Raw genomic sequence first — 24,853 nt, 5'->3', positions numbered from 1 at the left:
AGTGTCTCTCTGCCAGATGTTCAAAACCAGCTGGTCATGGCAGCGTCCTGCTGATAGATATCTTCTCTGAACCGGACTCTGCCCGATTCATCGGGCCAGGCTGTAAAGTAAACAAAATAGATAGGCACAGGCTGGAAAAGCATTCTTTTGTACGTCAGCTCTCCAGGGGTGGTTTTGTGCACCCACGCCATAGATTGCTGATGAAAGATGGTTTGGATCAAATCGGCAATCCCTTCAACCCGGGTACAGCCTGAACTAAACATCCTCCTTTCCTCTGCAAACAGCTCAGGCTTATCCGTATCGTGGAGATAGACACCGAACGGATTCGGCAGATCCAGCTTAAAGCGCCCTAATCGGTTTTTCTCACCGGGTTGCTGCTCAAGCCGGTAACGAAATGTTCCGGGCGTCAAGGATCGCCAATTGACTTTATCGATAGCAACAGCAGGTGCCCGGTCCTCCCAGCTTTCATAGACGACGAAACCTTCACGCTTTAAAAATCCCGGTTCTTTCCTTTCAGCCCTTAACATCGAATGGGCGGCTATAGAATGAGGAACTTTCCAGACGGGATTGAATGTCACACTTTCGACCTGATCATTGAAAACCGGCGTCTGCTTATGACGCATTCCAACGATCGCCTTATGAATCTTCTGATTGGTTTTATTCTTGACCCAGGCAACATTGAAACCCGCAATATCCACACGAATGTGAGGGTATGGCAGTGTCGATGGCAACCAGCGAAGACGCTCAAGATTAGCCTTAAGCGTTCTGATTCTTTCGTGAGTTATGGCTAACAATGCCTGACGCGTCATGACCCCCAGCCTGCCATCCGGCATCAGATCAAACTGAAGCTGTACTTGCGTCAGGACATCCTTATGCGCTTGAGTGTAAACACTTCCTTCCAAATGCTCTGCAAGGTCCAGATCCATCAACCACTGATTCAGGCGGACAACAGCAGAGTGCCGATCGTCTTTGAAGAAAATCAGATCATCCGGAAATTCCTGAGCAGCCACCAGGCTCCAGTTCTTGAGTTTTTTCAGACTGTTGATCAAAGCACGATATTGGGGAAGGTCAGGCTCAAGACCCTTAAGGTCATCAATGGAATAGCGTTGCGATTGATCTTTTTCTTTACGTGGCTGGTCATCTATCTGCCAGCCTGGCTGAAACAATCTTTTATCAAGACGCCCTCTATCAACATACAAAGCGTACCGACGAACTATTTGTTGAAGTGCTGCAGAAGAAGGACTGGCAACCAGGCGCTGCCAGTCCGGGTCCTCCACAGGAATACCCTGTTCTGGTAAACCGGCAATCCAGTTGATATAAGCAGTATTATCGGCCTTGGCATAAAGCGTGAACCCAATCAGCATGACAACCCATCTATGCATAATATCCTCGTTTTCAGCTGCGCTCTGGAGACAGAGAATGTCTGGGGAAACAAAATTGGTAGCTATATGAAGACTAAAGAGCGCTACAAACGATCAGGCAAAGAGGAGGCCTGGCTGGCCGACAAAGAGCAGATTTCATTAATGGGTGGTTACCCCTGAGCTTCGAGTGACAAAAATCTGTCAAACCAATGAGAAAAAGCACTCGCCGACGGGATTCACCCCGGAACAATGTGTAACCCGCGATCCCAATCGTAACGTAGCACTACGAAGAACAACTCAAAAAAAGCCACTTAAGCACTCACCCCACGTAAAGGAAACGCACCAGAATAGGTATTAATACCCATCCCCCCTATCATTGGCACGCACTATGCATGCTACCTTCCGACAAAGAGCAGCCCGTCCGAAGCAAGATGTCAGGACAACAGGTGAATAGGATTCGTTATTTTTAATGTTGAAAGTACGTTTAGCTCGAACAGATCACTTTTTAGCTAAACACGCACTTTTCGACCAAGGCGATTTGGAACAAGAATGAGCAAACCTGAACAAAGTCACATGGAAGCTTATCTGAAATACCTCAGAGCCAATGTGCAGCTGAAAGAAAAACATCAAGAAATCAACAACCTCAGATTAGAAGAAACTGTCAAGACAGAAGGCTCTTTAAACGCTAAAGACTCTTTAGCGCTTGAAGCCGAATATCTGAGAAGTATTTATAAAGTCCTGCCAAGAGAACAGGCCCTGCAAATGACTCTCAAACAGGCAAAAAACCACACCTCTATCAGACCTTGATACAAGCAGTGATGCCTTAACAAAGTAAACGACTGTGTCTACAAACAGCAATAAGAATCAAGGTCCTGATACTCCTCTCTTTACCGTCAGGATCTTATACCAATCGAACTTTCTAACTCCCTATTGCGCTGAAGATTTGAGCCTTAATCCTGCGTTGGCGATCGTCGCCATAGCTAAGGCTATGACTCCTCACGCCGCCTTGTCTTAAGGCTCAAATCTCCATGCTCATCACGGGAGTTAGAAAGCACGATTGGTATTACTGAAAATTCTTCATTGACTGCCGAAGCAACCTGCTGTTAACTCTCACCTCAGGACTGTCTGCGGAAAACGGCATGAGCACATCGGCTTCTGATCAAAAAAATGTTCTCGGGGAACCTCTTCAACCCTGTTGCCTTGATCCTGTTACCGGAATCTACCGGGATGGGTATTGCCATACTGACAAGAATGACATTGGACAGCACGTTGTCTGCGCCAGAGTCACTAAGGATTTCCTGGAGTTTTCCCTCGAACAGGGTAACGACCTGATTACCCCCAATCAGGCCTACCGTTTTCCCGGACTCAAAGAAGGCGACCAATGGTGTCTTTGTGCACAGAGGTGGATACAAGCCTATGAAGTCGGCGTCGCCCCTCCAGTCTACTTGAGATCGACACACGAAAAGGCTCTTGAAATGATCAGCTTTGGTGTATTGAAATCTAAAGCCCTTGATATTCATTAATAAACGACACAAGTGTTCGGTTTCAAAACATATCATTAGAAGTCCACAATGCAGTACAATTGCACAGAACAAACATCCCAAGTAATCAGTCATGAGCACAATATGCACAATGCAGAAAGAGAAGATCTGACTATTTCAAGGGCAGATACTCAATGCAGTAACCTTTCTTCTTCTGATGAACAGACTTCAGCTAACGATAGAGATGAAATATCCAGTTCTGAAGCACTCCGCCTGATCAGGGAACGCTGGCCTGAAGCCTTTCGGGTGGCTTCACCGCGCCCCCTTAAAGTCGGCATCCATAATGAAATGAATCAGACCGGTGAATTTCCGGCCAGCACCATCAAAAAAGCCCTGAAACTCTTTACTCAGCAGGATCGCTACCTATCATCGATCAAGGAAGGCAGAAACCGCGTCGACCTGAATGGCAAACCTGCCGGCAAAGTCAAACTGAAAGAAGCTGTCAACGCCGAAATTCTTCTGTATCAGAGACAACTGACTCGCCAGAAAAAGAACGAACGAGTCTTTGTGGGGCAACTCAAACTGGTAGTGACCGGACAACCCGCTCAAAGTGACACTTGCAAAACGGCCACTAACCAAAATTCAACCACTCAGGAGTAATCTTATGGCGACTGCCGGTGCCAGACACATCCTGGTTAAAACGCAGGAAGAAGCAGAAAAGCTCAAAAAGCAGCTGGACAAAGGGGCTGACTTTGGCCAGCTGGCCAAAAAACACTCCCATTGCCCCTCTGGCAAGAAGGGAGGAGACCTTGGAGAATTTCGTCAGGGACAAATGGTAAAAGCCTTTGACCAGGTGGTGTTTCGAAAAGAAGTTCTTAAGGTTCATGGTCCGGTCAGAACTCAATTCGGCTTCCACCTGGTACAAACACTGTTTCGCAACGACTGACACTCAAATAGCAACCCGGCCAAGCCGGGTTTGGCTTTACTCGTAGCGCCAATCAGGTGAGCGCTTTTCCAGAAAAGCCTTAACACCTTCATTTTGATTCTGACCTTTAAACAACTTCAGGAACAGATCTCGCTCAACAGCGTACCTATTGCTTGAGGAAAGCCGATTCATTTGAATCAGCTTTTTACTGGCGACAACAGAATCAGGGCTTTGCTGACTCACCTTTTCAGCAAGCTCCCGAGCCATTGAACAGGCCTGCCCCTGCTCTACGACTTCTTCCACCAGACCAATCTGACAGGCTTTCTCTGCGTCCACTTTCTCACCCAGCAATATTATCCGCTTGGTCCAGGCTTCGCCCACCAGCCACATTAAATTTTGAGTACCACCTGCACAAGGCAGCAGACCCACTGATGCTTCTGGCAGCCCCAACAAGGCCTGTCTTTCAGCCACTCTCAGATCACAGGCCAGCGCCACTTCAAGCCCACCCCCCAGGGCAAACCCATTGATTGCTGCAATAGAGATGCCCTTAAATTCTGTCAGTGTTTCAAAAGCCATGCCAAATGCTTCCGCCATGGGCCGGGCCTGCTCAGGCGAAACATCGGCAAACAGCTTAAGATCGGCTCCGGCACTGAAAAATCTTTCTTCTTCAGAGAAAATAATCAGGGCGGTGACCCTCGGATTTTCATTCAAGTCATCAACCATCTCTTGAAGGAGCTTCAGACTTTCCAGTGTCCAGGTGTTGGCCGGCGGGTTATTCAGTTGGATGGTGGCGATATGGCCTTCGAGAGAAAGCTTCAAAAGATCAGACATAGTTCATTCCAGTCCTGCGTATTCATCAGCCAGAATTCTACGGGCAATGATCAGTCTCATTATCTCATTGGTCCCTTCCAGAATCTGGTGCACCCGAGTGTCTCTAACATGCCGCTCAAGAGGATATTCATTGATGTAACCATACCCCCCATGAAGTTGCAGCGCCTCATCACAGATTTTAAAACCAACATCCGTGGCAAATCGTTTAGCCATGGCACAATAGGCAGTGGCTTCAGGGTCTTTTTGATCCAGCTTGAAGGCTGCGAGCCTGACCATCTGCCTGGCTGCCGTCAACTCTGTGGCCATATCGGCCAACCGGAACTGCAACGCCTGAAACTCGGCCAGAGCTTTTCCAAATTGCTTACGCTCCCTAAGGTATTCTCTGGCAGTATTCAGCGCCTGCTGAGCAGTACCGACAGAGCAGGTGGCTATGTTAATTCGACCACCATCCAGACCTTTCATAGCAAGAGTGAAGCCTTCTCCCTCCATACCCAGAAGAGAGCTGGCGGGAATCCTGACATTGTCAAAACTTACCAGCCGGGTTGGCTGACTTTTCCAACCCATTTTCTTTTCGTTACGACCATAAGTAATTCCTTCACTGTCGGCAGGAACCGCAAAAGCAGAGATACCTTTTGGACCCTCTTGCCCCGTTCGGGCCATGACCAACAGCAGACTGGTGCTGCCCGCACCTGAAATAAACATTTTCGAACCGGAAAGGATATACTCGTCTCCTTCCCTGACGGCACGGGTTTTCAGAGAAGCAGCATCACTCCCGGAACCCGGTTCTGTCAGGCAATAAGAAGCCAGTTTTTCACCCGTCACCAGAGCCTCACTCCACTCGGACAGCACCTCATCGCTGGCAGCCAGTCCTACCATCCAGACGACCATGTTATGGATGGTCATATAAGCCGTGGTTGACGTACATCCCATGGCAAGCTGTTCGAAAACCAGACTTGAGTCGAGCCGTGATAACCCCATCCCCCCCATTGATTCAGGTGCATACAGGGATAAAAATCCCAGTTTGCCAGCTCTTCTGAGGGTCTCAACGGGAAAAGTGCTATCTCTATCCCAGTCAGCCGCATGGGGTAACAGCTCTTGCCGGGAAAACTGGGCGGCAAGATCACGGAAAGCGATTTGATCTTCTGTCAGGGTAAAGTTCATTAACGGCCTCTTATTGTTTGTAAGCCTCAGGAGCCTGCCGGACTTCAGAAAACCATTACAGACTCCTTTTGCTTGTGGCGATTAATAAACGACCAAGTCGTCAAAAATCCTGAGCTCAAGACACATTAAATAAGCTCAAGTGCGATAGCAGTAGCTTCACCACCACCAATACAGAGGGATGCAACACCTTTGCTGCCCCCCTTCTTTTTCAGGGCATTAAGAAGCGTCACAATAATTCGGGCGCCACTGGCTCCCAGTGGATGGCCCAGCGCACAGGCGCCACCGTAGACGTTGACCTTGCTGTGATCCAGACCCAGCTCTTGCATGCACGCCATGGTGACAACCGCAAAAGCTTCATTGATTTCAAACAAGTCTACATCTTCTGCCTGCCAATCCACCTTTTCCAGCAATTTACTGATAGCAGCAATGGGGGCAATAGTAAACTCCGCCGGGAACTGGGCATGGCTCTGATAGCCTTTGATGCGTGCAATAGGTGCCAAACCTTTGGCCAAAGCATCTTCTTCACGCATCAAAACGAGGGCCGCCGCACCGTCGGAAATAGAGCTGGAGTTTGCTGCTGTGACAGACCCGTCCTTCTCGAACGCGGGTCTCAGCTGCCGAATCTTTTCAGGACGGGCCTTGCCGGGCTGTTCATCCACCGTAACTTCACCATTACGACGTGTTTCCACCGGAGCAATTTCATCTGCGAATGCCCCTTCCTCATTGGCAGCCAGGGCTCTTCTCAGTGATTCCAGAGCATAGTCATCCATCGATTCTCTGGATACTTCAAATCGTTTGGCGGTTTGCTCGGCAAAAACGCCCATGGCCTGGCCTTCATAGGCATCTTCCAGCCCGTCAGTGAACATGTGATCTTTAATCTCTCCGTGCCCTAATCTCAAACCTGAGCGAGCTTTTTCCAGAAAGTAGGGCGCATTCGTCATACTCTCCATACCGCCTGCAACCACGGCGTCAGCCTCGCCCAATTTTAGCTGAGCCGCGCCCATCATGACGGTTTTCATGCCTGAGCCACACACTTTATTGACAGTTGTCGTGCAAGTAGAGTCCGGCAGACCTGCTCCTCTGGCTGCCTGTCTGGCGGGAGACTGACGACAGCCTGCAGGCAACACACAGCCCATCAGAACTTCAGAGATATCGGAGGGAGAAAGGCCACTTTTCTCAAGGGCAGAACGGATAGCAACAGCGCCCAGTTCAGGCGCTGAGACGTCTGAAAGGCTCCCCTGGAAACCTCCCATGGGAGTACGTGAAGCTGAAACGATGACAATACTAACTTGATCAGACATGGTAATCTCTTGTTTTTGTTGATGCTAAATGCACATACGGCAAAAAGCTCCATTGTACAATACATCTGCACTTCATCTGCACTTCATCGCACTGAAACGATTACGGCAGAACAGCGATACAATACAGCCAGTATCCGACAGAACTGACCGACTCTCAAACATTCTACTGCAAGAGAGGACAAAAAATACCACCCTGAACATTTAGACTCGTGATTGCACTTCTGTGACAGGCACCTCTAACCTGAGAAGGCAAGATGTTTGGGGGGGAATATTAATTCAGTTAGATGCAGCTATCATCCGCAATATCAAAGCATCCCCACTCGAGGAAGAGGCCTTCAACTTCGCGGATAGCTTCTTTGTCAGCACAACTGATGTGCCTCAGGACAGCATTGGCCATGACTGAAGCCAGATCACTTTTTAGCGACTCTCCCAAACCTGCTGGCAGGCGGAGAATGACATCCCCAAAGAGAATCGTGCCACCCTGGGTTACCCGGATAACATATTCCCCCTGGGTCGATTCAGTCATGGTGAGAACAGCTTTTTCTATAGACTTACTCATCAGTTTCTCCTCTTGGCTGATCGAAGGCACCTCTATCCATGCATCGGCTGAGAAGAGAAAAACATTGCTTGAATTCAGGTCATAAATACCTGACCGGTTAGTTTCGACATTAGCAGCAGAGGAAAGTGGCCTTGTGAGCAGCCCCGAAGACAAAACCGAAAGCAACCTATTGTGAAAAGCACTATCTTGTGAAAAGCTCTATCTTGTGAAAAGCTCTACCCCTTGGCATTCAAACCCAGAATACCTTCCTTAAACTTCTGGTTGGGCGGGGTTTCACCAATCCAAACTTTAAGTATTGCGTTGAATAGTTTCTTGCCGGGTATGATCCCCTTTTCCTCCCCGGCAATAATGACTCTGGCTCCCTTACCAGGGATGTATTCAAAGGTTCCAGATTCTCCTTTGCTCAGAGTACCATCAATCATGCCCATAAACTGAGCGATACCTTTTTCCAGCTCCTTCTGCTCTTCCTCAGATGTATTAATCTGAATCGCTTCGTAAAAGGCATTGGCCATACGTCTCGCACTCATTTTCGATAACAGAATGGTGAAGCTCATTCTCTGATAACTTTCTTCAGAGAGTATGCGGGATACGTCAGTGGTGGGGTTTTCAAGATAGAGTGCACCAATGTAACCGTCTACCACCAAATACCATGTTCGAACTGCTGCACCCTGAAGTTGCAAAACAGTGTCGTCTGACTTCACAACATCAGGGATCTCCACACCCTTCATCGAAAGAGCCTGAGCTGACTGCCAGAGGGCCATCCCAAATGCGACAATAAACAACTTTTTCATAAGTATCCTTTGGGTATTATTATTGTTTGTCGCGACATATTACAGCAGCTGATACTTTATTCCCATTTTTACCACGGACATGGCGAAAAAAGCTCAGAAAGATGATCCAGGCTGCTGAAGAAAGCTCAATTCTTCATCGGTACTCTCACGTTCCAGCAGGCTGTTGCGATGAGGAAAGCGTCCAAATCTGGCAACAATATCACGATGTCTGACAGCAAAATCCAGTGAACCTGCGAGGTATTGTTGATAGCCATCTCCAGCCCCGCCAAGAATGCTCTCAAACAGCCTCACACATTGCTCCTGATCTTCAAGCGACTCACTGTGCATGAAAGGCATGACAAAAAAAGCCTGTTGCAGCTCTGTCAGCTGATCCAGCTGACCCAGCTCTACACCCTCTCTGGAAATCGTCAGAGCAGTATGATCGTACTGAAAGGATCTGGGATCGCCCCGGAACATATTCCGGGGAAACTGATCCAGCGCAATAATCGCTGCCAACCGCCCTTCAGCGGATTCCAGCCACTCGTCGCACTCTCCGGACTCTATCGCCTCCGGCAAGCCAGCAAATTGATTGCGGATCTGCTGATCCTGAGCCTCACTTTTCTTCCACCAGCGAGACATTTGCACATCGCCAAGGGGTTCACCTTCAAACCAGAAACCCAAAACTTCCTGAAAACTTTTCATATTATTAACTCCCTTGATCGCGTCAGTTGAGTGGCACGCAGATTTTACTCAACCATACTTAATTACATCGCCTATTGAAATCACTGGAGATGACTCCAGATAGTCATTATCCGCTTACTATTCATTCCGAGACGTTATCCGAAAAGACTATGACAGATCAGGACAATCAGGAACCCGAAGTTATTTCAGCTGATGAACAGGTAGAGGATATGGGTACCGGACTGGTGCTCCCGGAACACGCTCTGCCTGACAAGCTTTACCTCATCCCTGTCTCAAACCGGCCGTTTTTCCCGGCACAGGTTCAACCTCTGGTATTCAGTAGTCAGGAGTGGGAAGAAACACTTCATCGGGTCGCCCAGAGCCCACATAAAGTAGTAGGACTCAGTTATGTTGCTGGCATGACAGGAGCTGGCCATGTGGTCAGTCCGGGAGACTTTCCGCAGGTGGGCTGCACCGTAAGAATTCACAATATCCTTCCGGAAGGCGACCAGATCCAGTTCATCGCTCTGGGCATGCAGCGCTTTCGTATCAAGCAATGGCTTCGAAAACGCCCACCCTACCTGGTTCAGGTAGAGTACCCTGACAATATCGAAGATGACACCGATGAAATCAAAGCCTACGCACTGGCACTGATTCAGGCCATCAAAGAATTAATCCCGCTGAACCCGCTCTACAGCGAAGAACTGAAAAATTACCTCAATCGATTCAGTCCAAAAGACCCGTCCCCACTGGCGGACTTTGCAGCCGCCATCACCACTGCGCCGGGTAAGGAGTTGCAGGAAGTCCTTGAAACATTCTCTGTTCAGCGTCGAATGGAGAAAGTATTGATTCTCATCCGCAAGGAACAGGAAGTGGCCCGCCTTCAGGGTGAGATTAACGCTGAGGTGAACCGCAAGATCAGCAAGCATCAACGTGAATTTTTTCTAAAAGAACAGCTGAAAGTCATTCAGAAAGAGCTTGGCATTTCGAAAGACGACAGAACGGCTGAAATTGAGGCATTTGAAAAACGGATTGCCGAGCTGGCTATTCCGGAAACGCCCCTTAAAAAGATCAATGACGAGATGAAAAAGCTCTCGATTCTCGAAGTGGGCTCCCCTGAATATGCCATCTGCCGGAACTATCTTGACTGGGCTACCTCGGTCCCCTGGGGCAAATACTCCGAAGACATATTTGATCTTGCCCATGCCAGAGAAATTTTAAATGCAGATCATGATGGGCTTGAAGACGTCAAAGACCGAATCATCGAGTTTCTGGCTGTTGGTGCTTACAAACAGGAAATATCAGGCACTATCATGTTACTGGCAGGCCCTCCCGGCGTTGGTAAGACGTCCATAGGACGATCCGTCGCCCGTGCTTTAGGCAGAAAGTTTTATCGTTTCAGCCTGGGCGGCATGAGGGATGAAGCAGAAATTAAAGGTCATCGCCGGACCTATATCGGTGCACTGCCGGGCAAACTGGTTCAGGCCCTTAAGGAAGTCGATGTTGCCAATCCCGTTATCATGCTGGATGAAATTGACAAAATCGGTGCCTCTTATCGTGGAGACCCCGCATCCGCAATGCTGGAAGTGCTCGACCCGGAACAAAACAGTGAGTTTCTCGATCACTATCTGGACATGAGAATCGATCTTTCAAAAGTGCTGTTTATCAGTACTGCCAATCAATTGGACACGATTCCCGGCCCTCTTCTGGATCGAATGGATGTCATAAGACTTTCAGGCTATATCACAGAAGAAAAAATGGCTATCGCCAAAAATCACCTGTGGCCAAAACTGTTGAAACAGTCGGGTTTAAAAAAGAGCCAGATCAGGCTCTCCGACCTCACTCTTAAGGCAGTCATTGAGGGCTATGCCAGGGAAGCTGGCGTGAGAAACCTTGAAAAACTGCTTCATAAAATTATTCGCAAAGTCGTTGTTCAACTGCTTGAAGGCACCGGTAAGAGTCTCAGTGTGACTACCAGGAATCTATCTGACTATCTGGGTGCACCTTACTTCAGAAAAGAGAAGCGCATTGAAGGCATTGGTGTAGTGACAGGTCTGGCCTGGACTGCCATGGGAGGCGCAACCCTGCCAGTAGAAGCCAGCCTTATTCATCATCAGCGAGCTGGCTTCAAACTGACCGGTAAGTTGGGGGATGTCATGAAGGAGTCTGCTGAAATAGCTTATAGCTTTGTTTCAAGCCAGGCTGAAAAATTAGGCATTCCGGAAGCCTATTTTGAAAAAGCCTTTATCCATCTTCATGTGCCTGAAGGCGCAACTCCCAAAGACGGTCCTTCAGCCGGGATTACCATGGCAACCGCACTATTATCTCTTGCCACGAGCAAAAAGCCCGCCTCTCTAGCCATGACCGGAGAGCTGACTCTAACCGGAAAAGTTCTGGCTGTTGGCGGGGTCAGGGAAAAAGTCATAGCCGCCAAACGACAAGGTATTCATACCCTGATCATTCCGGAAGAATGCCGAAGAGATTACGATGAACTGCCGGATTATATTCGAGAAGATATGACCATTCACTTTGCCACAACCTTCGAAGATGTGCGCCAAGCAGCATTTCCTGAAAAGACATCGCCTGTAAAGACATCGCCTGTAAAGAAAAGCACAAAGAAAACTGCACGTAAAAAGCCTGTGAGAAAGCGTTGAGTTCAATCAGATCGACCCGGACTTGGAAATTTCTTTCCCCACAACGAACTGTGCCGCCCCTTAGGGGGCGGCACATGATTCAATGCTCTAACAACGAGGGAGACCCCCGTTAGGACACATTAGTGAGCGAGCTAAGTATTGACTTCTTAAAGATTGCTGTCCATCTGCAATCAAGAATTTTGAAGCATAAGAATTTTTTTTAAGTCAATTTTCGTCACGCTGCAAAATGCCAGCCATTTCCTTTGACAGTCTGCCATTCATTCGACACTTTTTAGCAGCGCAAAAACACAATTTCTCCTACCGCCTCAACCAAGCTGCCAAGCTCTATTGCTATCAGCTAAGCTGTGTTAATAAATACTGAAATGCTGATGAACCCGAAAGCTCATAACGGACTGCAGCGACATGTCATCACCTCTTACACCTGGCAGCAACAACTCGCCCCCTTCCTCCAGATCTTCTGGCGATCGTAATCCGCCCTCTTCTCCACTCACTGGACAGGACCATCTGGGCAGACAAATCAGTGAGACAAGCACCAGGAGTCAATTGAGCCACGAATCATCTGATCAACGGGCACCTCAATCCCCTCAGATTAATGAGCGAAAAGCTGAAAGACGCCCCTGGTTCTTCCGGCGATGGTACAAAAGTTACATCGGCAAGAAAAACTCGACACTTCCTCCTACTAAGGATTTTGAACCTGAAGAAGCGGAAAAGCAGACCGGTTACCTTGGTTTACTGAAAGATCTTCCAGGCAGAGCTGTCGGAGCACTGGCGAACCTTCCTGGTGCAGGTTTCGAGAAAGTCGCATCAAAGCTTGATAATTTCGTCAATCATCAGGCTGGCATTGAGATCAGCCGTGAGGATGAAAGACGCCAGTGGCGCTCTTTATTATATGACTTGCTGTGCAGTTATACGGCGGTCATTGTCGACGGAGAGCAAACTCCATTCAACTTTAATGAGATACTCATAAAGAATGGCGATGATCTGCCCGTTAGAATTACAGCGCTGAACTTCGACTCGAAAAGAGTCGTCCAGGCATCAGAGAGCTATTTAATCAATGGACAAGCCACAAAAAACCATTTTGAAGTAGGGGATCTTTCCTGTACGGTTGAAATTCCGGTTAAAGATAAACCTCCACTGACGTTGCAAATCAGACTCGAGAACACGACTATCTCAGTCGGCACCGATATCAGCATCTCCCAGATATTGAAAAACTCATTCATTTCCTCTTCCGAGGATCGAACAGCGGTGCAACTTTCCGCTGAAAGAGTTGAAGTCCGATATGAAAATCTGGACTCTTATGAAGAGCTGACGGCAGTACCTGACCCTTCAAAAGAATCAGACTGCATAGTAGGTTATGAGAGAGGAAAGCTGACCATGAAAGGCGTCCGCTTTTGCAAACCTCTCGATCTGCTTAAAGCTTCAACAAAACAAACATCCATACTTGCTTTCGATGCGTTAAAGCTTGTCAACGAGTCAGCCCGGCCTGCCCTGCTGGAGGTTAAGAAAGTCAACATTCAGCACTTCGATGATACTCATAATGGAACCTTCAACAGCTCACTGATCATTCACCCCAAAACCATTCGAAACATCCCCTACATTGGTTGGCTATTAGCTCCTCTCTTCTCAAAACCTGTTCATCTCGATATCTTCGCTTTTATGCAGCACGGCGAAGTCAGGATAAAAGATTTGAAACACGGTATCAGAGTTTCAGGTGGAAGCCTGGCTGGGTGGTTAGTAAAAAAAGCGCTAACAGCCAAAGAAACACGCCTGGTTCCCTACGAAGGTGGAACAGGACTGCAAATAGGCTGGCCGTTTGAATTTATCGCATGCAAAATCGAGATACCCGGTCTGCTCCCTGGAAAACCGGCAACCAGAATAGAAGATCACGATCAGGTCACCTATGAGCGACTGAATCAGATGCACACTCAAGATGCTCCAATACCAGAGCAATCTCAATCAGGCAATACGTCAGATGAAGCGTCACCTGCACTTCACCACCAGCATATAGAAGCACTCAAAAAAGAAGAGGGTGTACTCATTGTACCCGATGCCTTCAGTAGAGTGCTCAGTGACATCATCTCAGAAGACCAGGCTTTAGCCCAGCCAGTAAGGATGGTGCCAAGATTAATGGAAAAACGTTGCATAGAAGCGGCAAGAGGTGACGAGGCCGCCTGCCGGATCCTGCTCCGCTTTGTCCGGGATCAGGAAAGATTTAAGCATGAAAGTGACTGCATGATCGCCCTGCAGGCTATCCCTGAAGCTTTCTATGCCAGGGAAGCTGCAGAAGCAGATGATGAGCAATGGCTATGGCTTGAGAGTGTCGCACACAGGCTGATTGTCGTTGAACGACAGAAAGCCTTTGAGCTATACAGACAGCTGTTGAAAAGAAAAGACATCGAAAATGCCAGTAAACTGGTGACTGACACTGAATGGCTGATCCATCTGGCAAAAAACCTCCCTAAAAACACGCCCGAGGAAAAAGCCATTGCCTTCCGCTTAGCCGAGTTTGCCTATAAATCCAATCCGAAAAAAGCAGAAGAAGTGATCAAGCTGCTTATCGACTGCAATATAAACAATCTCTATAAAACAAAGCAGCTGAATGATCTTATTCAAGACTTGGTCAGTCACCATCCCTACTTTGCAGACCCTCATCATCTCATCTCATTATTAAACCTGCTTGACCAAAGCCATCCGGACATCGTTGCCCGCTCACTGGAACACTTTCCGATACAGACTCTTCTTCAAAACCTCTGGGCAGATGACAACATTCAAGCTCATAGCACTCTGAATTATCTTAAAATCCTGCTGATCAAGCATGGTCGCTTTAAAGAAGCCGCTGACCTTTTGATTGAGTCAGGGGATCCCAGACAGGCTGCAAGAATGCTTGACCTTGGTATCAGGCAGGGCAACCCATCAGCTCTTAAGGTGAAAGTGGAGTTGGCGGTAAGGGATGAGCTAGCTGAAGGTGTAACGTTAGAAAAGGAAGTTCGTCGCCTCAGGCATTTGATAGAGACTCCCACAACCCCGGAGGTCATGAGAAAGGCAGCTATTTCCGTCCTGGCTGATCTTGTTACAGAAGAACCCCATCCGGAACTTGCAGGGATTTTCACAGAAGATCTTTTGATGACAGAGGAAAAAAAGGCTTCTTTCGTGAAAGCAGTCAATAAGCTGTTTAACCTTCAAAAGGGAGAAGCGCTGAGTCTGAATGATCGCGTGAGAATCCTGAATCAGGTTGAACAGCATCTGAAAACTGCCCGAACTGATGAGTCAGCCTACTTAAGCAAACCTCTGCTGCTGAAGAAGATTCAGGATGCAAATCAGCAGGTTGATCGGGTTATGGAATTACTGATAAAAGTAAGGGGACCTGTTGAGCCCAACCTGCTGACCATGCTGACATCTCAAGGCCCGGTTGCCGAAACCAGCATCGAAAACAACACGGCCTCTGAGACAATATCTGGCATGGAAGAAGATGATGAGTTTTTCGATGCTTTGGATACACCCTACAACCCAACGATTGATCAAAAGTCCACTGCCGTCAGTGAAGACTTGCCTGTAGCAATCGATGATGAAGATAAGGAGATAAGGATCTCTCCAACCGATGAAATGGGCCATCTGGAAGAAGAGAACTTCTTGCTTTCAAACTCTTTCTCAAGCTATGCATCGCTGCTTAGCCAACCTGTATTTTCCAGATCTTCGAAAGGTTTTCTTGACCCGGGGCTCAAGCGTGAGTGGGCCTCAATACTTAAGATGATGTCGATTTGACCGGAAAGTTCAGGCAGATATTTCTCTGTCACCATAGAGATTCATCAAACGTTCAAGAGCCACGAGACTGTCTGGTGTGTATGTCCGGTTGAAGCGGTTTGACCGAATCTCTTCAGGCGACTCCATGATTACCCTTGCCACTTCTTCTTCCTGCAACCTCAGCTCCCCCTCATATTGACAGCTGTAGACCCTCCCCCAAACCTTGCAGTCATCATTCTGAAAGTAAAAGTGAAACAGAGGCTCCAAAGGTGTGTCTTCTATGCCAAGCTCTTCCGCCAGTTCCCTGACGGCAGCCACGTCATAACTCTCACCTTCAGCGACTACGCCTCCCGTTGCCGGCTCAAAATAACCCGGGTAAATATCCTTGCTCAACGTCCTTTCCTGAACGTAGAGCTGCCCTTTACTGTTAAAAACAAAGACGTAAGTAGCCCGGTGGCAAAGTTTCTTTTCTCTCATCTGGCTTCTGGGTAAAGCACCAAGCACCTGGTTACTTTCATCGACAATAATGACCTTTTCTGATGCAGGCTGCAGTTCTGGGTTAGATGGCATAAATACCAGGCTCCGGATATTCGTTTTATTTTACCGTGAGACATTTTCACGCAATCGTATCTCTCTGTCTCTTCGAGAGCACAACCGGATGCACGAGCTCCTGAAAGTCTTGCCAACCCAGTATCAAAAGTTCAGAGATATCATCACTGTTTTGGCCAAATTATGACCACTGATCTGTGCCTGTTCGGCAACTTCCTAAGCCGTAAAAGCGGATGGCTGGCGATGGGTTGAAAAGGTCACATGGTGATGATTCAGATAGCCCACTACTCTTTGTTTAGCCATTTTCACTACCTCTGGCAAAGCCTGAAAGAGCCGAAATGAAATGTGAGCCAGTGAGTCAACCATTCGGCTCTCAACAAGGTGTTAACACTCCCAATTTGTCAGAGGATGGACAATCCGTCAAGACTGAAAAAATGTCTTATATCCACATATAATCAGACTGTGGCCGATTAAATAACATGGCCACAAGGTCAGAACCACTTTGCTATCCAAATCGCTGGACGATTTTCACGATAAAAAAACCAGGGGGTGCCATGACCGCCAGAAATACTGTTTCCACTATTGTTAACCCTGTAGGCTCCATGCGTGTTCTCTCAAACCATGAGGTCAGCAGCCTTCAGGACACCAGTCAGAAAGGGTTGCATCGTTTGTTCCGGCAGTGCGCCCTGGCCATACTCAACTGTGAACAGGAAGGTGATGACACCGAAGAAATCATGGAGCAATACCAGGATTTCGACATTCGTATTGTTCAGGAACACCGCGGACTAAAACTGGAATTAATTAATGCTCCTGCCGACGCCTTTGTCGCTGGAAAACTGATTCGCGGCGTTCGGGAAAACCTGTTTTCTGTCCTCAGAGATATACTTTATGTGTCGTCTCGCATCACAGAAGACCCGCGCTTTGCTATAAACAGTTCCACGGATATCACGCATCTGGTTTTCCAGATTCTCAGACACGCTGACGCTTTTATTACCCAACAGGTTCCCAGTATTGTGGTTTGCTGGGGCGGACACTCCATTGCCCGACATGAATATGAATATACCAAGAAAGTGGGTTACCAGCTGGGCCTGAGAAGCATGAACATTTGCACAGGTTGTGGTCCGGGTGCCATGAAGGGCCCCATGAAAGGGGCTTATATCGGTCATGCCAAACAGCGAATGTCCCGTGGACGATTCATCGGTTTAACAGAGCCTGGCATTATTGCGGCCGAATCCCCCAATCCTATTGTCAACGAGTTGATTATCCTGCCGGATATTGAAAAGCGTCTGGAGGCCTTTGTTCGTCTGGGTCATGGTATCACCGTTTTTCCGGGTGGACCGGGAACCTGTGAGGAAATTCTCTATATTCTCGGCATTTTACTCAACCCTGCCAACAGGGAAATCCCTTTCCCACTGGTTTTTACAGGGCCAGAAGCCACCAGGGAATATTTTGAAAAAATTGATGAATTTATCGGCAACACACTGGGGGAAGAAGCCCAGTCACGCTACCAGATTATTATTGATGATCCGCTGGAAGTCAGCCGGGTGATGAGAAGTGGACTGGAGCAGGTTACGCGCTATCGCAGAAAGCATGGCGACGCCTACTACTTTAACTGGTTGCTTCAAATTGACGAGGACTTTCAAACCCCCTTTGACCCAACCCACGAAAACATGGCGAACCTCGAGTTAAATACCCAGCTGCCTCCCCATATTCTGGCGGCCAATCTTCGACGCGCCATGTCAGGTATTGTGGCAGGCAATATAAAAGAAGAAGGCGTTTGCCAGATCAGGGCAAAAGGCCCCTATCAATTGAAGGGAGAGCCTGAACTGATGAAACAGGTCGATAGCCTGCTTCAGTCTTTTGTAGAACAATTCAGAATGAAGCTGCCGGGCAGTCATTATGTCCCCTGTTACGAGATCGAAAGCGAAAGCTAAAAAAGTAGCTCTGGAAAGCGAAGTGATAAGTACTCAGCCATACGGAATCGAATATTTCTGGCTTATTGGGCAGGTGCTCTGCAAGGCGCAACGACGGGAACATAGCAAGCTATGTGACCAGAGTTGCAACGCGGTCAGAGTGCCTGAACAATAAGTCAGAAAATATGATTTCGTATGGTTGAGTACTTACATCTTCGCTTTCTCCTTTTTTAGCACAATGACTCTTACCCAACCATTTAATGCCTCATCCAAAGGCAATCCCATGAATTTTTTTTAGCCGTTCGATGGATCGGATTTGAAATTTTCAATAATTTTCTCATTAAGGCACGATCTCAGAAATGTATTCATCAGGATTGTGTCTGCCGTTGCATAGAAATCAAGCATCAACTGGTTAAACTCTTTCTGACGTTTTGCTGGAACATTGACAATGGGAAACCCATGAGAAAGCAAAATACCGTTCATCATAAATCGCCCCATACGCTTATTCACATCCCAGAAGAACTGTGCTCTCGCCATTCTCAAAAAAGCGGTAAATGCCATATCATAAACATCGTTACAGGTAGCGATTTCCGACTCAATCTCAGCCCAGACGTTATCCAGCTCATTGGGCGAGGGAGGTTCGTATGCTGATCCACTTATCGTGACGTTACCAGTTCGAAAAGCCCCCCACACCAGAGCTTCTGCTTTACCCGCAATATTGTGAATTGCCAAGGCAACGTCTTTGGAAAAAGAGAACTTTCCTTCAGCAGCCAGAGCAAACAAATATTTCCAAGCCTCTGCCTGATGTAGAGCCATATTCTGGTCACTTATTTTATGGCCTCCAACAGTAATCCCATCTAATAATGTTTGAATTTCTGGAAGAGTCATCGCAACCCCTTCAAGGTTGACAGCGTCATAAACCAGGGAAGGAATATCACGAACGGCAAGCTGCCTGGCCATCGCAGGATCAGGGTTCATACCCCAAACAGTATCTTTTGCCGTTGTCATTGGCTCATCCCAGAAGTTGTGGTTGAAATTTCCACATTATATCTGCACGAGTTCTTATCGTCATGCAGCTCGAAGAGTCTGGGCAATAACAGATAACGCCCCCATGAAAAACTCCCGGATGGTAAGTCAGTCACACATAACGGTAAATAATTAATGATTTGAGACAAATCTGGCAATCACCTCCTAAACTATTAGTAACCATTATGTTCAGGAGCGAACAAAAATGTCTCAGTTAATTGAGGAATTCAAAAGCGAACATGTGCAAATCAGTGACTTACTTTTACAAGCACGTGATATTGGCATTGGTAACCAGAAAGGTCGGGATTTAATACTGTCCGCCAAAAAAATACTACTGGCACATTTAAACAAAGAAGATAAGCTCCTGTATCCCGTATTAAGAGAAGCCGCTGAGAACGATGAAAGCCTGAAGTCGACTCTGACTGACTACGCGCTTGATATGGATAAGATTTCTGCCAAAGTGATGATTTTTTTCAACCTTTATGAAAATGGTGATAATACCATCGAAAACTTTCAGCAGGACTGCAACAATATCATCAGGGCGTTAAGCAAGCGAATTTCCAAAGAAGAAGCCGTTCTCTACAAGACTTACGACAAAATCAAAGGTCTCTGAAACCACCAGCACAAATGATCGGCTGGTTCCCGGCCGATCATCATTCCCTTCCAGAAGAATACAAATCCAGATAGCACGACCCACCGAATCATCCCAAAGACGAAGTATGACATAACCGATGTTCCCTTTAGTTCTTTGTTATATTCGCTGACTCGAATGTTAGTGACATCTTCTTTTTATACAGATTTATTTAATCATTCAATCTGTTATCAAGGAAGAACCATGCAACCATTTCAAAATAGCACGGCATCAATTCAACCAGCAATGGACATCCCATCCATCTCTCAAACTGATCAGCCAGTAAATCGAAAACTGGAGATATGCCAATATAAAGTAACTAATAGAGACAATATGGGAGACTTTAAAGTCTATCCATTTATTCTAAACGGCAAGACTTATTACCATATTGACAAAGCCTCAGGTTGTGACTCCGTTTCAGAAAATGATGAGATTTTTATAGAACATTGTGCAGGACAACAAGAAGAGAAAAACCAACAATTAATAAAGAGACTCTCTGACATCATAACAAAAGGCTTTAGAAATGTTTGCACTGTTTTCTATCCAGATGATAAATCAAAAATAGAGGGTGTATGTCACGACTTTGCTTATTATTTGAGCTTTGGGCTTTCAGTTTTAATATCTACGAGAGATAACACTCATGATTCTTTTTACGAATCGCTTTCGAACATAAAAATTTATGAATTTACTGGAGAAAAGGATTTAGACTTTGGAGACATTGTGCAAATAACAAACAATACTTCCCACACTGAAAGAAAACCTTTAGTTTTTCATAGTGTGGTTTATATCGGTAATGGAAAATACATTAACAAGCTTTCTAAGGAAGATATTTACATTCAGGATCTTGAATCAATATTAGATACTTTTGAACTATGGAAAAAAGGAAGTCTAAGGGTTGTTAAAGATCTAAGCACATAACTGCCTTTCTCATAAATAAACAAAGCGCCATAGTTTATTTTTGCTTCTTTACATATTCTGAAACCTTGAGTGCTTAAAAAGCTCCAATACTTCAGGCAGTGGCTCCTCCAAAACCATTTTTCTGATAATACTCCCCACCACAGGGGCAAACTTGAAGCCATGACCTGAAAAGCCCCCTGCTACAATGACTCTCTGGTGATCTGGTAATGCCTCCATAATGAAATGCCCATCGGGGCTATTAGTGTAAAGACATGGCTCTTCCCTGATAACTTCAGGCACCACCCCTGGCAAATACTTTTCAATAACTGACTGGATCTCTGAAAGGTTTCTGCGAGAATCTTGAAGCAACTGTTCAGGATTATCCAACAGAAAACCCGTTTTGTGTCTGCCAATCTTCACCAGTCGCTCAGCACCATATTGAGGCACACCATAATAAAATCCATCGGGAGTGTCGAAAGCAAAAGCTGGCGCATCCGCTGACAAATTCTCACTGTTTCTGCTCTTAAACCAATACTGAAGATTCATCTCAATTTCCAGCGGATACTTTCCACCGACAATGCTGTTCAGCCAGGAGCCTGCGGTTACGACCAGGTGTGAACAGGAAAAAACATCTTTACTGGTTGTAACCTCAACACCACTATCATGCTCCTTAAATGACTCCATTAAAGTGTTCTCCAGTATCTGACCTGAGTGACTTCTCAATACTTCAAGGAAATATTGCAATGACTTATCAAGATCCAAAAACCCGGCTTGCCGGTCCAGTATGCCTGTCCAGACTGAAGGGACTTTCAGACCGGAAACAAGTTCGCTGCATTCACTGCCTTTCAGGATATTAACGTCCAGATCATACTCAGAGGCACTGCTTAAAACTCCCTTTAAAGTCTGGCTTGACATCAGATCACCAGCAATTAGCAGCCCGTTCAGAGAGAGTATCTTCCCGTCTGTAACACGATTGATATCCTGCCAGTCGACCAGAGCTTCTTTAAGCAGGGGAACGTAGCGAGAGTCTTCAAAATAAGAGAGTCGAAAGAGTCTGGTCTGGCCGTGAGAACTGTTTCTTTTATTATCTAACTCATATTGCTCCAGACAAAGCACACTTAAACCAGCTTGGGTCAGTCGGGCTGCAACAGCGCATCCCATAATCCCCATACCCACAATAATGGCATCATAGTGCATCATATTCTAATGCCCCTGCCCCACCTTTATGGGAACTTGACCTACTTAAACCGATCACTTGATCAGTTGGGTTAAGTCATTTCAATGAATAGACATCGAAGTTCATTCAGACCAGATGGCATTCATCATTTGCGGTAATAATCAGCGATATACGAAAAAAACCGGCGCAACAAGGGCTTTTCCGACCGATTCAACCAGTATTCACCAAATTTATATCAAAGATTGCGGGCTTCCCTTAACTTGAATAACGCTATCCGCTATACTGCCCGCGCCGCCGGTTGGCTGAATAAGCGAAGGTTACAGTTCTTTTCACTGCTAATCTATACAGAATAATTCCGACCGGTTTACGATGCCTGCACACATCGTCATGGGCATGAAAGTGATCTAAAGTAAACTCCTGTTCTAGAGGAGGAGCAGAAGTATCCGGCAGAGCTTTCTTCTTTACCCGCCCAGCCATACCGTGCAGGACCTATATTCACAGGAACATCAGCAACTGTCCGCCCCATCACTGTAAACATTACAGCAAGGGTGAACGGGCAGGCCGCACAGATGATGAGGGTTGATCCGTGCTAGAAGCCTACAGAAAACATGTCGAAGAGCGTGCAGCAGAAGGTGTCCCACCAAAGCCATTAAGCGCTGAGCAAGTCACCGGACTGGTAGCCTTGCTGAAAAACCCACCCGCCGGTGAAGAAGAGTATCTGCTGGACCTGCTGGAAAACCGCATTCCGCCCGGCGTGGACGAAGCTGCCTATGTGAAAGCCGGGTTCCTGTCTGCGATTGCTACAGGTGAGGCAGAATCCCCACTGTTGGACAAGAAAAAAGCGGTTGAACTGCTGGGCCTGATGCATGGTGGCTACAACATTGAGACGCTGGTTGAACTGCTGGACAGCACCGAACTGGCAGAGCTGGCCGCAGAACAACTGAAAAGCACCCTGCTGGTGTTTGATGCTTTCCACGACATCGAAGAGAAAAGCAAGGCCGGAAACGCCCATGCTAAAGCTGTCCTGAAGTCCTGGGCAGACGCCGAATGGTTCACTCAGCGTCAAGCGGTTCAGGAAAGCATCAAGGTTGCCGTCTTCAAAGTGTCCGGTGAAACCAACACCGACGACCTTTCTCCTGCCCCTGATGCCTGGTCTCGACCAGACATTCCAGTTCATGCCCGAGCCATGTACAAAATGACCCGCGACGGTCTGGAACCTGAAGAGCACGGTGTTACCGGCCCTCTGAAGCAGATCGACGACATCAAGGCCAAAGGCCTGCCCGTTGCTTTTGTGGGCGACGTAGTAGGTACCGGCTCTTCCCGTAAATCCGCGACCAACTCTGTACTCTGGTTCTTCGGTGATGATATTCCGGGCGTACCTAACAAGCGTGCAGGCGGTATCTGTATTGGCGGAAAAGTAGCACCCATCTTCTTCAACACGATGGAAGATGCTGGCGCACTGGTTTTCGAAGCCCCCGTTGATAAGTTGGGCATGGGTGATGTGATCGAGATCCGTCCATACGACGGCAAAATCCTGTCCGAATCCGGTGAAGTACTGTCTGAATTTGGCTTCAAATCCGATGTCATCCTGGACGAAGTACAAGCTGGCGGCCGTATTAACCTGATCATTGGTCGTGGCTTGACCGACCGCGCCCGTGAAGCTCTGGGTCTGGGACATTCCGAGATATTCCGTCGCCCTGTTGCTCCTGAAGCCTCCGAGAAAGGCTTTACCCTGGCTCAGAAAATGGTCGGTAAAGCCTGTGGTGTTGAAGGCGTTCGTCCCGGTACTTACTGTGAGCCAAAAATGACCACCGTCGGTTCTCAGGACACCACGGGCCCAATGACCCGTGATGAGCTGAAAGATCTGGCCTGCCTGGGCTTCTCTGCCGACCTGGTGATGCAGTCTTTCTGTCACACGGCGGCTTATCCAAAGCCGGTTGATGTTGAAACTCACCACACTCTGCCAGACTTCATTATGAACCGCGGTGGTGTATCTCTGCGCCCGGGTGACGGTATCATCCACAGCTGGCTAAACCGTATGCTGCTGCCAGACACTGTGGGTACAGGGGGTGACTCTCATACCCGTTTCCCACTGGGTATTTCCTTCCCTGCCGGTTCCGGTCTGGTCGCCTTTGCTGCGGCCACCGGTGTTATGCCTCTGGATATGCCGGAGTCCATTCTGGTTCGTTTCAAAGGCGAAATGCAACCCGGCATCACTCTGCGTGATCTGGTTCACGCCATTCCACTGTACGGTATCAAGCAAGGCCTGCTGACCGTTGAGAAGAAAGGCAAGAAAAATGCCTTCTCCGGCCGCATCCTGGAAATCGAAGGTCTGGAAAGCCTGACAGCCGAGCAAGCCTTCGAACTGTCAGACGCTTCTGCTGAACGTTCCGCTGCAGGTTGTACTATCACTCTGTCTGAAGAGTCCATTGCTGAGTACCTGAAGTCGAATGTGACTATGCTGCGCTGGATGATCAGCGAAGGTTACGGCGACCCTCGTACTCTGGAGCGCCGTGCCCGCAAGATGGAAGAGTGGCTAGCCAACCCGGTTATGATGCGCGCTGATGCTGACGCAGAGTACGCTGAAGTGATTGAAATCGACCTGTCTGAAATCAAAGAGCCTATCCTGTGTGCTCCCAACGATCCGGACGATGCCCGTACACTGTCTGACGTGGCTGGCGACAAGATTGACGAAGTTTTCCTGGGTTCCTGCATGACCAACATCGGTCACTTCCGTGCAGCCGGTAAACTGCTGGAGCAGAACAAGGCCCCTCTGCAAACCCGCTTCTGGATGTCTCCTCCCACCAAGATGGACAAGGCCCAACTGGAAGAAGAAGGCTATTACAACATCTATCAGGACAGCGGTGTACGTACCGAAATCCCGGGTTGCTCACTGTGTATGGGTAACCAGGCACGGGTAGAACCCGGTGCTACAGTACTGTCAACGTCTACCCGTAACTTCCCGAACCGTCTCGGTGACGGGGCTAACGTATACCTGTGCTCTGCCGAGCTGGCTTCTGTTGGCGCGATTCTGGGTAAGATTCCTACAGCTGATGAGTACATGGAATACGCTCAAAATCTGGATTCCATGTCCAGTGAAGTCTACCGTTACCTGAACTTTGATCAGGTAGAGTCCTACCAGAAGGCAGCTGATGATGTTATCGCCAAAGCAAGCTGATCAGTAACCTGATTGTC

General features: G+C 47.6%; 21 protein-coding genes. 11 read left to right on the top strand and 10 right to left on the bottom strand.

The genetic code is table 11. The annotated features are described in order from the left end of the window. Positions 1-20: 20 nt before the first annotated feature. Positions 21-1,382, bottom strand: a complete 1,362-nt coding sequence (locus ACO6V5_RS04435) for a L,D-transpeptidase family protein (protein WP_422134151.1) — start codon at positions 1,380-1,382, stop codon at positions 21-23. Here ACO6V5_RS04435 and ACO6V5_RS04430 point away from each other — a divergent pair. The 5 genes from ACO6V5_RS04430 to ACO6V5_RS04410 all read left to right on the top strand — a co-directional run bounded on the left by ACO6V5_RS04430 (position 1,377) and on the right by ACO6V5_RS04410 (position 3,788). Further along, positions 1,377-1,541, top strand: a complete 165-nt coding sequence (locus ACO6V5_RS04430; RefSeq protein WP_422138255.1) for a hypothetical protein — start codon at positions 1,377-1,379, stop codon at positions 1,539-1,541. The two genes, ACO6V5_RS04435 and ACO6V5_RS04430, sit on opposite strands and share 6 nt — an antisense overlap. A gap of 369 nt (positions 1,542-1,910) precedes the next feature. Then, complete coding sequence (locus ACO6V5_RS04425; RefSeq protein WP_422409201.1) at positions 1,911-2,168, top strand: hypothetical protein; 258 nt, start codon at positions 1,911-1,913, stop codon at positions 2,166-2,168. A 332-nt stretch (positions 2,169-2,500) separates the two neighbouring features. Next, positions 2,501-2,884 carry a DUF2237 family protein gene (locus ACO6V5_RS04420; RefSeq protein ID WP_422410536.1) on the top strand — a complete coding sequence of 128 codons (384 nt, stop codon included), beginning with the start codon at positions 2,501-2,503 and terminating at the stop codon, positions 2,882-2,884. A 102-nt stretch (positions 2,885-2,986) separates the two neighbouring features. Continuing rightward, a complete protein-coding gene (locus tag ACO6V5_RS04415) occupies positions 2,987-3,502 on the top strand; it encodes a ProQ/FINO family protein (RefSeq protein ID WP_422134154.1) in 516 nt (171 codons plus the stop codon). Positions 3,503-3,506: 4 nt separating this feature from the next. After that, the gene (locus ACO6V5_RS04410) at positions 3,507-3,788 is read left to right on the top strand and encodes a peptidylprolyl isomerase (RefSeq protein WP_422134155.1); all 282 of its coding nucleotides are present in this window, start codon (positions 3,507-3,509) and stop codon (positions 3,786-3,788) included. Positions 3,789-3,824: 36 nt separating this feature from the next. Here the strand turns inward: ACO6V5_RS04410 and ACO6V5_RS04405 are convergent, their stop codons facing one another. The 6 genes from ACO6V5_RS04405 to ACO6V5_RS04380 form a co-directional block, all read right to left on the bottom strand. Next, positions 3,825-4,598 carry an enoyl-CoA hydratase gene (locus ACO6V5_RS04405; RefSeq protein WP_422134156.1) on the bottom strand — a complete coding sequence of 258 codons (774 nt, stop codon included), beginning with the start codon at positions 4,596-4,598 and terminating at the stop codon, positions 3,825-3,827. Positions 4,599-4,601: 3 nt separating this feature from the next. After that, positions 4,602-5,759 carry an acyl-CoA dehydrogenase family protein gene (locus ACO6V5_RS04400; protein WP_422134157.1) on the bottom strand — a complete coding sequence of 386 codons (1,158 nt, stop codon included), beginning with the start codon at positions 5,757-5,759 and terminating at the stop codon, positions 4,602-4,604. Between the two features lie 125 nt (positions 5,760-5,884). Beyond that, positions 5,885-7,060, bottom strand: a complete 1,176-nt coding sequence (locus tag ACO6V5_RS04395) for a thiolase family protein (protein ID WP_422410532.1) — start codon at positions 7,058-7,060, stop codon at positions 5,885-5,887. Positions 7,061-7,340: 280 nt separating this feature from the next. Further along, positions 7,341-7,619 carry a hypothetical protein gene (locus tag ACO6V5_RS04390; RefSeq protein WP_422410530.1) on the bottom strand — a complete coding sequence of 93 codons (279 nt, stop codon included), beginning with the start codon at positions 7,617-7,619 and terminating at the stop codon, positions 7,341-7,343. Between the two features lie 215 nt (positions 7,620-7,834). Beyond that, the gene (locus tag ACO6V5_RS04385; RefSeq protein ID WP_422134160.1) at positions 7,835-8,410 is read right to left on the bottom strand and encodes a chalcone isomerase family protein; all 576 of its coding nucleotides are present in this window, start codon (positions 8,408-8,410) and stop codon (positions 7,835-7,837) included. Between the two features lie 93 nt (positions 8,411-8,503). Continuing rightward, the gene (locus ACO6V5_RS04380) at positions 8,504-9,091 is read right to left on the bottom strand and encodes a DUF924 family protein (RefSeq protein ID WP_422134161.1); all 588 of its coding nucleotides are present in this window, start codon (positions 9,089-9,091) and stop codon (positions 8,504-8,506) included. A gap of 149 nt (positions 9,092-9,240) precedes the next feature. On the opposite strand from ACO6V5_RS04380, the gene lon reads away from it, so the two are divergent. Next, positions 9,241-11,724 (top strand): endopeptidase La, encoded by a 2,484-nt coding sequence (lon, locus tag ACO6V5_RS04375; protein WP_422134162.1) that lies wholly within the window; start codon positions 9,241-9,243, stop codon positions 11,722-11,724. A 402-nt stretch (positions 11,725-12,126) separates the two neighbouring features. Beyond that, positions 12,127-15,486 (top strand): hypothetical protein, encoded by a 3,360-nt coding sequence (locus ACO6V5_RS04370; RefSeq protein ID WP_422410527.1) that lies wholly within the window; start codon positions 12,127-12,129, stop codon positions 15,484-15,486. 9 nt (positions 15,487-15,495) lie between these two features. Here the strand turns inward: ACO6V5_RS04370 and yfcD are convergent, their stop codons facing one another. Then, complete coding sequence (gene yfcD / locus ACO6V5_RS04365) at positions 15,496-16,035, bottom strand: NUDIX hydrolase YfcD (protein ID WP_422134164.1); 540 nt, start codon at positions 16,033-16,035, stop codon at positions 15,496-15,498. Positions 16,036-16,568: 533 nt separating this feature from the next. Between yfcD and ppnN the strand changes: the two genes are divergently transcribed. After that, positions 16,569-17,948 (top strand): nucleotide 5'-monophosphate nucleosidase PpnN, encoded by a 1,380-nt coding sequence (ppnN, locus tag ACO6V5_RS04360; RefSeq protein WP_422410525.1) that lies wholly within the window; start codon positions 16,569-16,571, stop codon positions 17,946-17,948. Between the two features lie 273 nt (positions 17,949-18,221). Here ppnN and ACO6V5_RS04355 read toward each other — a convergent pair whose 3' ends face one another. Beyond that, on the bottom strand, positions 18,222-18,935 hold the full coding sequence (locus tag ACO6V5_RS04355; protein WP_422410523.1) for a Fic family protein: 714 nt from the start codon (positions 18,933-18,935) through the stop codon (positions 18,222-18,224). 223 nt (positions 18,936-19,158) lie between these two features. Here ACO6V5_RS04355 and ACO6V5_RS04350 point away from each other — a divergent pair, with 223 nt between their 5' ends. Together ACO6V5_RS04350 and ACO6V5_RS04345 are read left to right on the top strand one after the other, a co-directional pair. Beyond that, positions 19,159-19,566: a hemerythrin domain-containing protein gene (locus tag ACO6V5_RS04350; RefSeq protein ID WP_422134167.1), complete on the top strand. Its 408-nt coding sequence runs from the start codon at positions 19,159-19,161 to the stop codon at positions 19,564-19,566. 222 nt (positions 19,567-19,788) lie between these two features. Continuing rightward, a complete protein-coding gene (locus ACO6V5_RS04345) occupies positions 19,789-20,502 on the top strand; it encodes a hypothetical protein (protein ID WP_422410521.1) in 714 nt (237 codons plus the stop codon). Between the two features lie 48 nt (positions 20,503-20,550). On the opposite strand, the gene solA is transcribed toward ACO6V5_RS04345, so the two are convergent. Beyond that, on the bottom strand, positions 20,551-21,681 hold the full coding sequence (gene solA, locus ACO6V5_RS04340; protein WP_422410519.1) for an N-methyl-L-tryptophan oxidase: 1,131 nt from the start codon (positions 21,679-21,681) through the stop codon (positions 20,551-20,553). 563 nt (positions 21,682-22,244) lie between these two features. Here solA and acnB point away from each other — a divergent pair. Further along, the gene (gene acnB / locus ACO6V5_RS04335; RefSeq protein WP_422134170.1) at positions 22,245-24,836 is read left to right on the top strand and encodes a bifunctional aconitate hydratase 2/2-methylisocitrate dehydratase; all 2,592 of its coding nucleotides are present in this window, start codon (positions 22,245-22,247) and stop codon (positions 24,834-24,836) included. The last annotated feature ends 17 nt before the right edge of the window (positions 24,837-24,853 follow it).

Source organism: Endozoicomonas sp. ALD068, assembly GCF_049310145.1.
GTDB lineage: Bacteria > Pseudomonadota > Gammaproteobacteria > Pseudomonadales > Endozoicomonadaceae > Endozoicomonas_A.
This window is presented reverse-complemented; position numbering and strand designations above follow the sequence as displayed.

Excerpts from the sequence above, each read along its gene's own strand:
- ACO6V5_RS04430 (WP_422138255.1), top strand. The coding sequence starts at position 1,377 with ATGCATAATATCCTCGTTTTCAGCTGCGCTCTGGAGACAGAGAATGTC.
- ACO6V5_RS04435 (WP_422134151.1), bottom strand. The coding sequence starts at position 1,382 with ATGCATAGATGGGTTGTCATGCTGATTGGGTTCACGCTTTATGCCAAG.
- ACO6V5_RS04425 (WP_422409201.1), top strand. The coding sequence starts at position 1,911 with ATGAGCAAACCTGAACAAAGTCACATGGAAGCTTATCTGAAATACCTC.
- ACO6V5_RS04420 (WP_422410536.1), top strand. The coding sequence starts at position 2,501 with ATGAGCACATCGGCTTCTGATCAAAAAAATGTTCTCGGGGAACCTCTT.
- ACO6V5_RS04415 (WP_422134154.1), top strand. The coding sequence starts at position 2,987 with ATGCACAATGCAGAAAGAGAAGATCTGACTATTTCAAGGGCAGATACT.
- ACO6V5_RS04410 (WP_422134155.1), top strand. The coding sequence starts at position 3,507 with ATGGCGACTGCCGGTGCCAGACACATCCTGGTTAAAACGCAGGAAGAA.
- ACO6V5_RS04405 (WP_422134156.1), bottom strand. The coding sequence starts at position 4,598 with ATGTCTGATCTTTTGAAGCTTTCTCTCGAAGGCCATATCGCCACCATC.
- ACO6V5_RS04400 (WP_422134157.1), bottom strand. The coding sequence starts at position 5,759 with ATGAACTTTACCCTGACAGAAGATCAAATCGCTTTCCGTGATCTTGCC.
- ACO6V5_RS04395 (WP_422410532.1), bottom strand. The coding sequence starts at position 7,060 with ATGTCTGATCAAGTTAGTATTGTCATCGTTTCAGCTTCACGTACTCCC.
- ACO6V5_RS04390 (WP_422410530.1), bottom strand. The coding sequence starts at position 7,619 with ATGAGTAAGTCTATAGAAAAAGCTGTTCTCACCATGACTGAATCGACC.
- ACO6V5_RS04385 (WP_422134160.1), bottom strand. The coding sequence starts at position 8,410 with ATGAAAAAGTTGTTTATTGTCGCATTTGGGATGGCCCTCTGGCAGTCA.
- ACO6V5_RS04380 (WP_422134161.1), bottom strand. The coding sequence starts at position 9,091 with ATGAAAAGTTTTCAGGAAGTTTTGGGTTTCTGGTTTGAAGGTGAACCC.
- lon (WP_422134162.1), top strand. The coding sequence starts at position 9,241 with ATGACAGATCAGGACAATCAGGAACCCGAAGTTATTTCAGCTGATGAA.
- ACO6V5_RS04370 (WP_422410527.1), top strand. The coding sequence starts at position 12,127 with ATGTCATCACCTCTTACACCTGGCAGCAACAACTCGCCCCCTTCCTCC.
- yfcD (WP_422134164.1), bottom strand. The coding sequence starts at position 16,035 with ATGCCATCTAACCCAGAACTGCAGCCTGCATCAGAAAAGGTCATTATT.
- ppnN (WP_422410525.1), top strand. The coding sequence starts at position 16,569 with ATGACCGCCAGAAATACTGTTTCCACTATTGTTAACCCTGTAGGCTCC.
- ACO6V5_RS04355 (WP_422410523.1), bottom strand. The coding sequence starts at position 18,935 with ATGACAACGGCAAAAGATACTGTTTGGGGTATGAACCCTGATCCTGCG.
- ACO6V5_RS04350 (WP_422134167.1), top strand. The coding sequence starts at position 19,159 with ATGTCTCAGTTAATTGAGGAATTCAAAAGCGAACATGTGCAAATCAGT.
- ACO6V5_RS04345 (WP_422410521.1), top strand. The coding sequence starts at position 19,789 with ATGCAACCATTTCAAAATAGCACGGCATCAATTCAACCAGCAATGGAC.
- solA (WP_422410519.1), bottom strand. The coding sequence starts at position 21,681 with ATGATGCACTATGATGCCATTATTGTGGGTATGGGGATTATGGGATGC.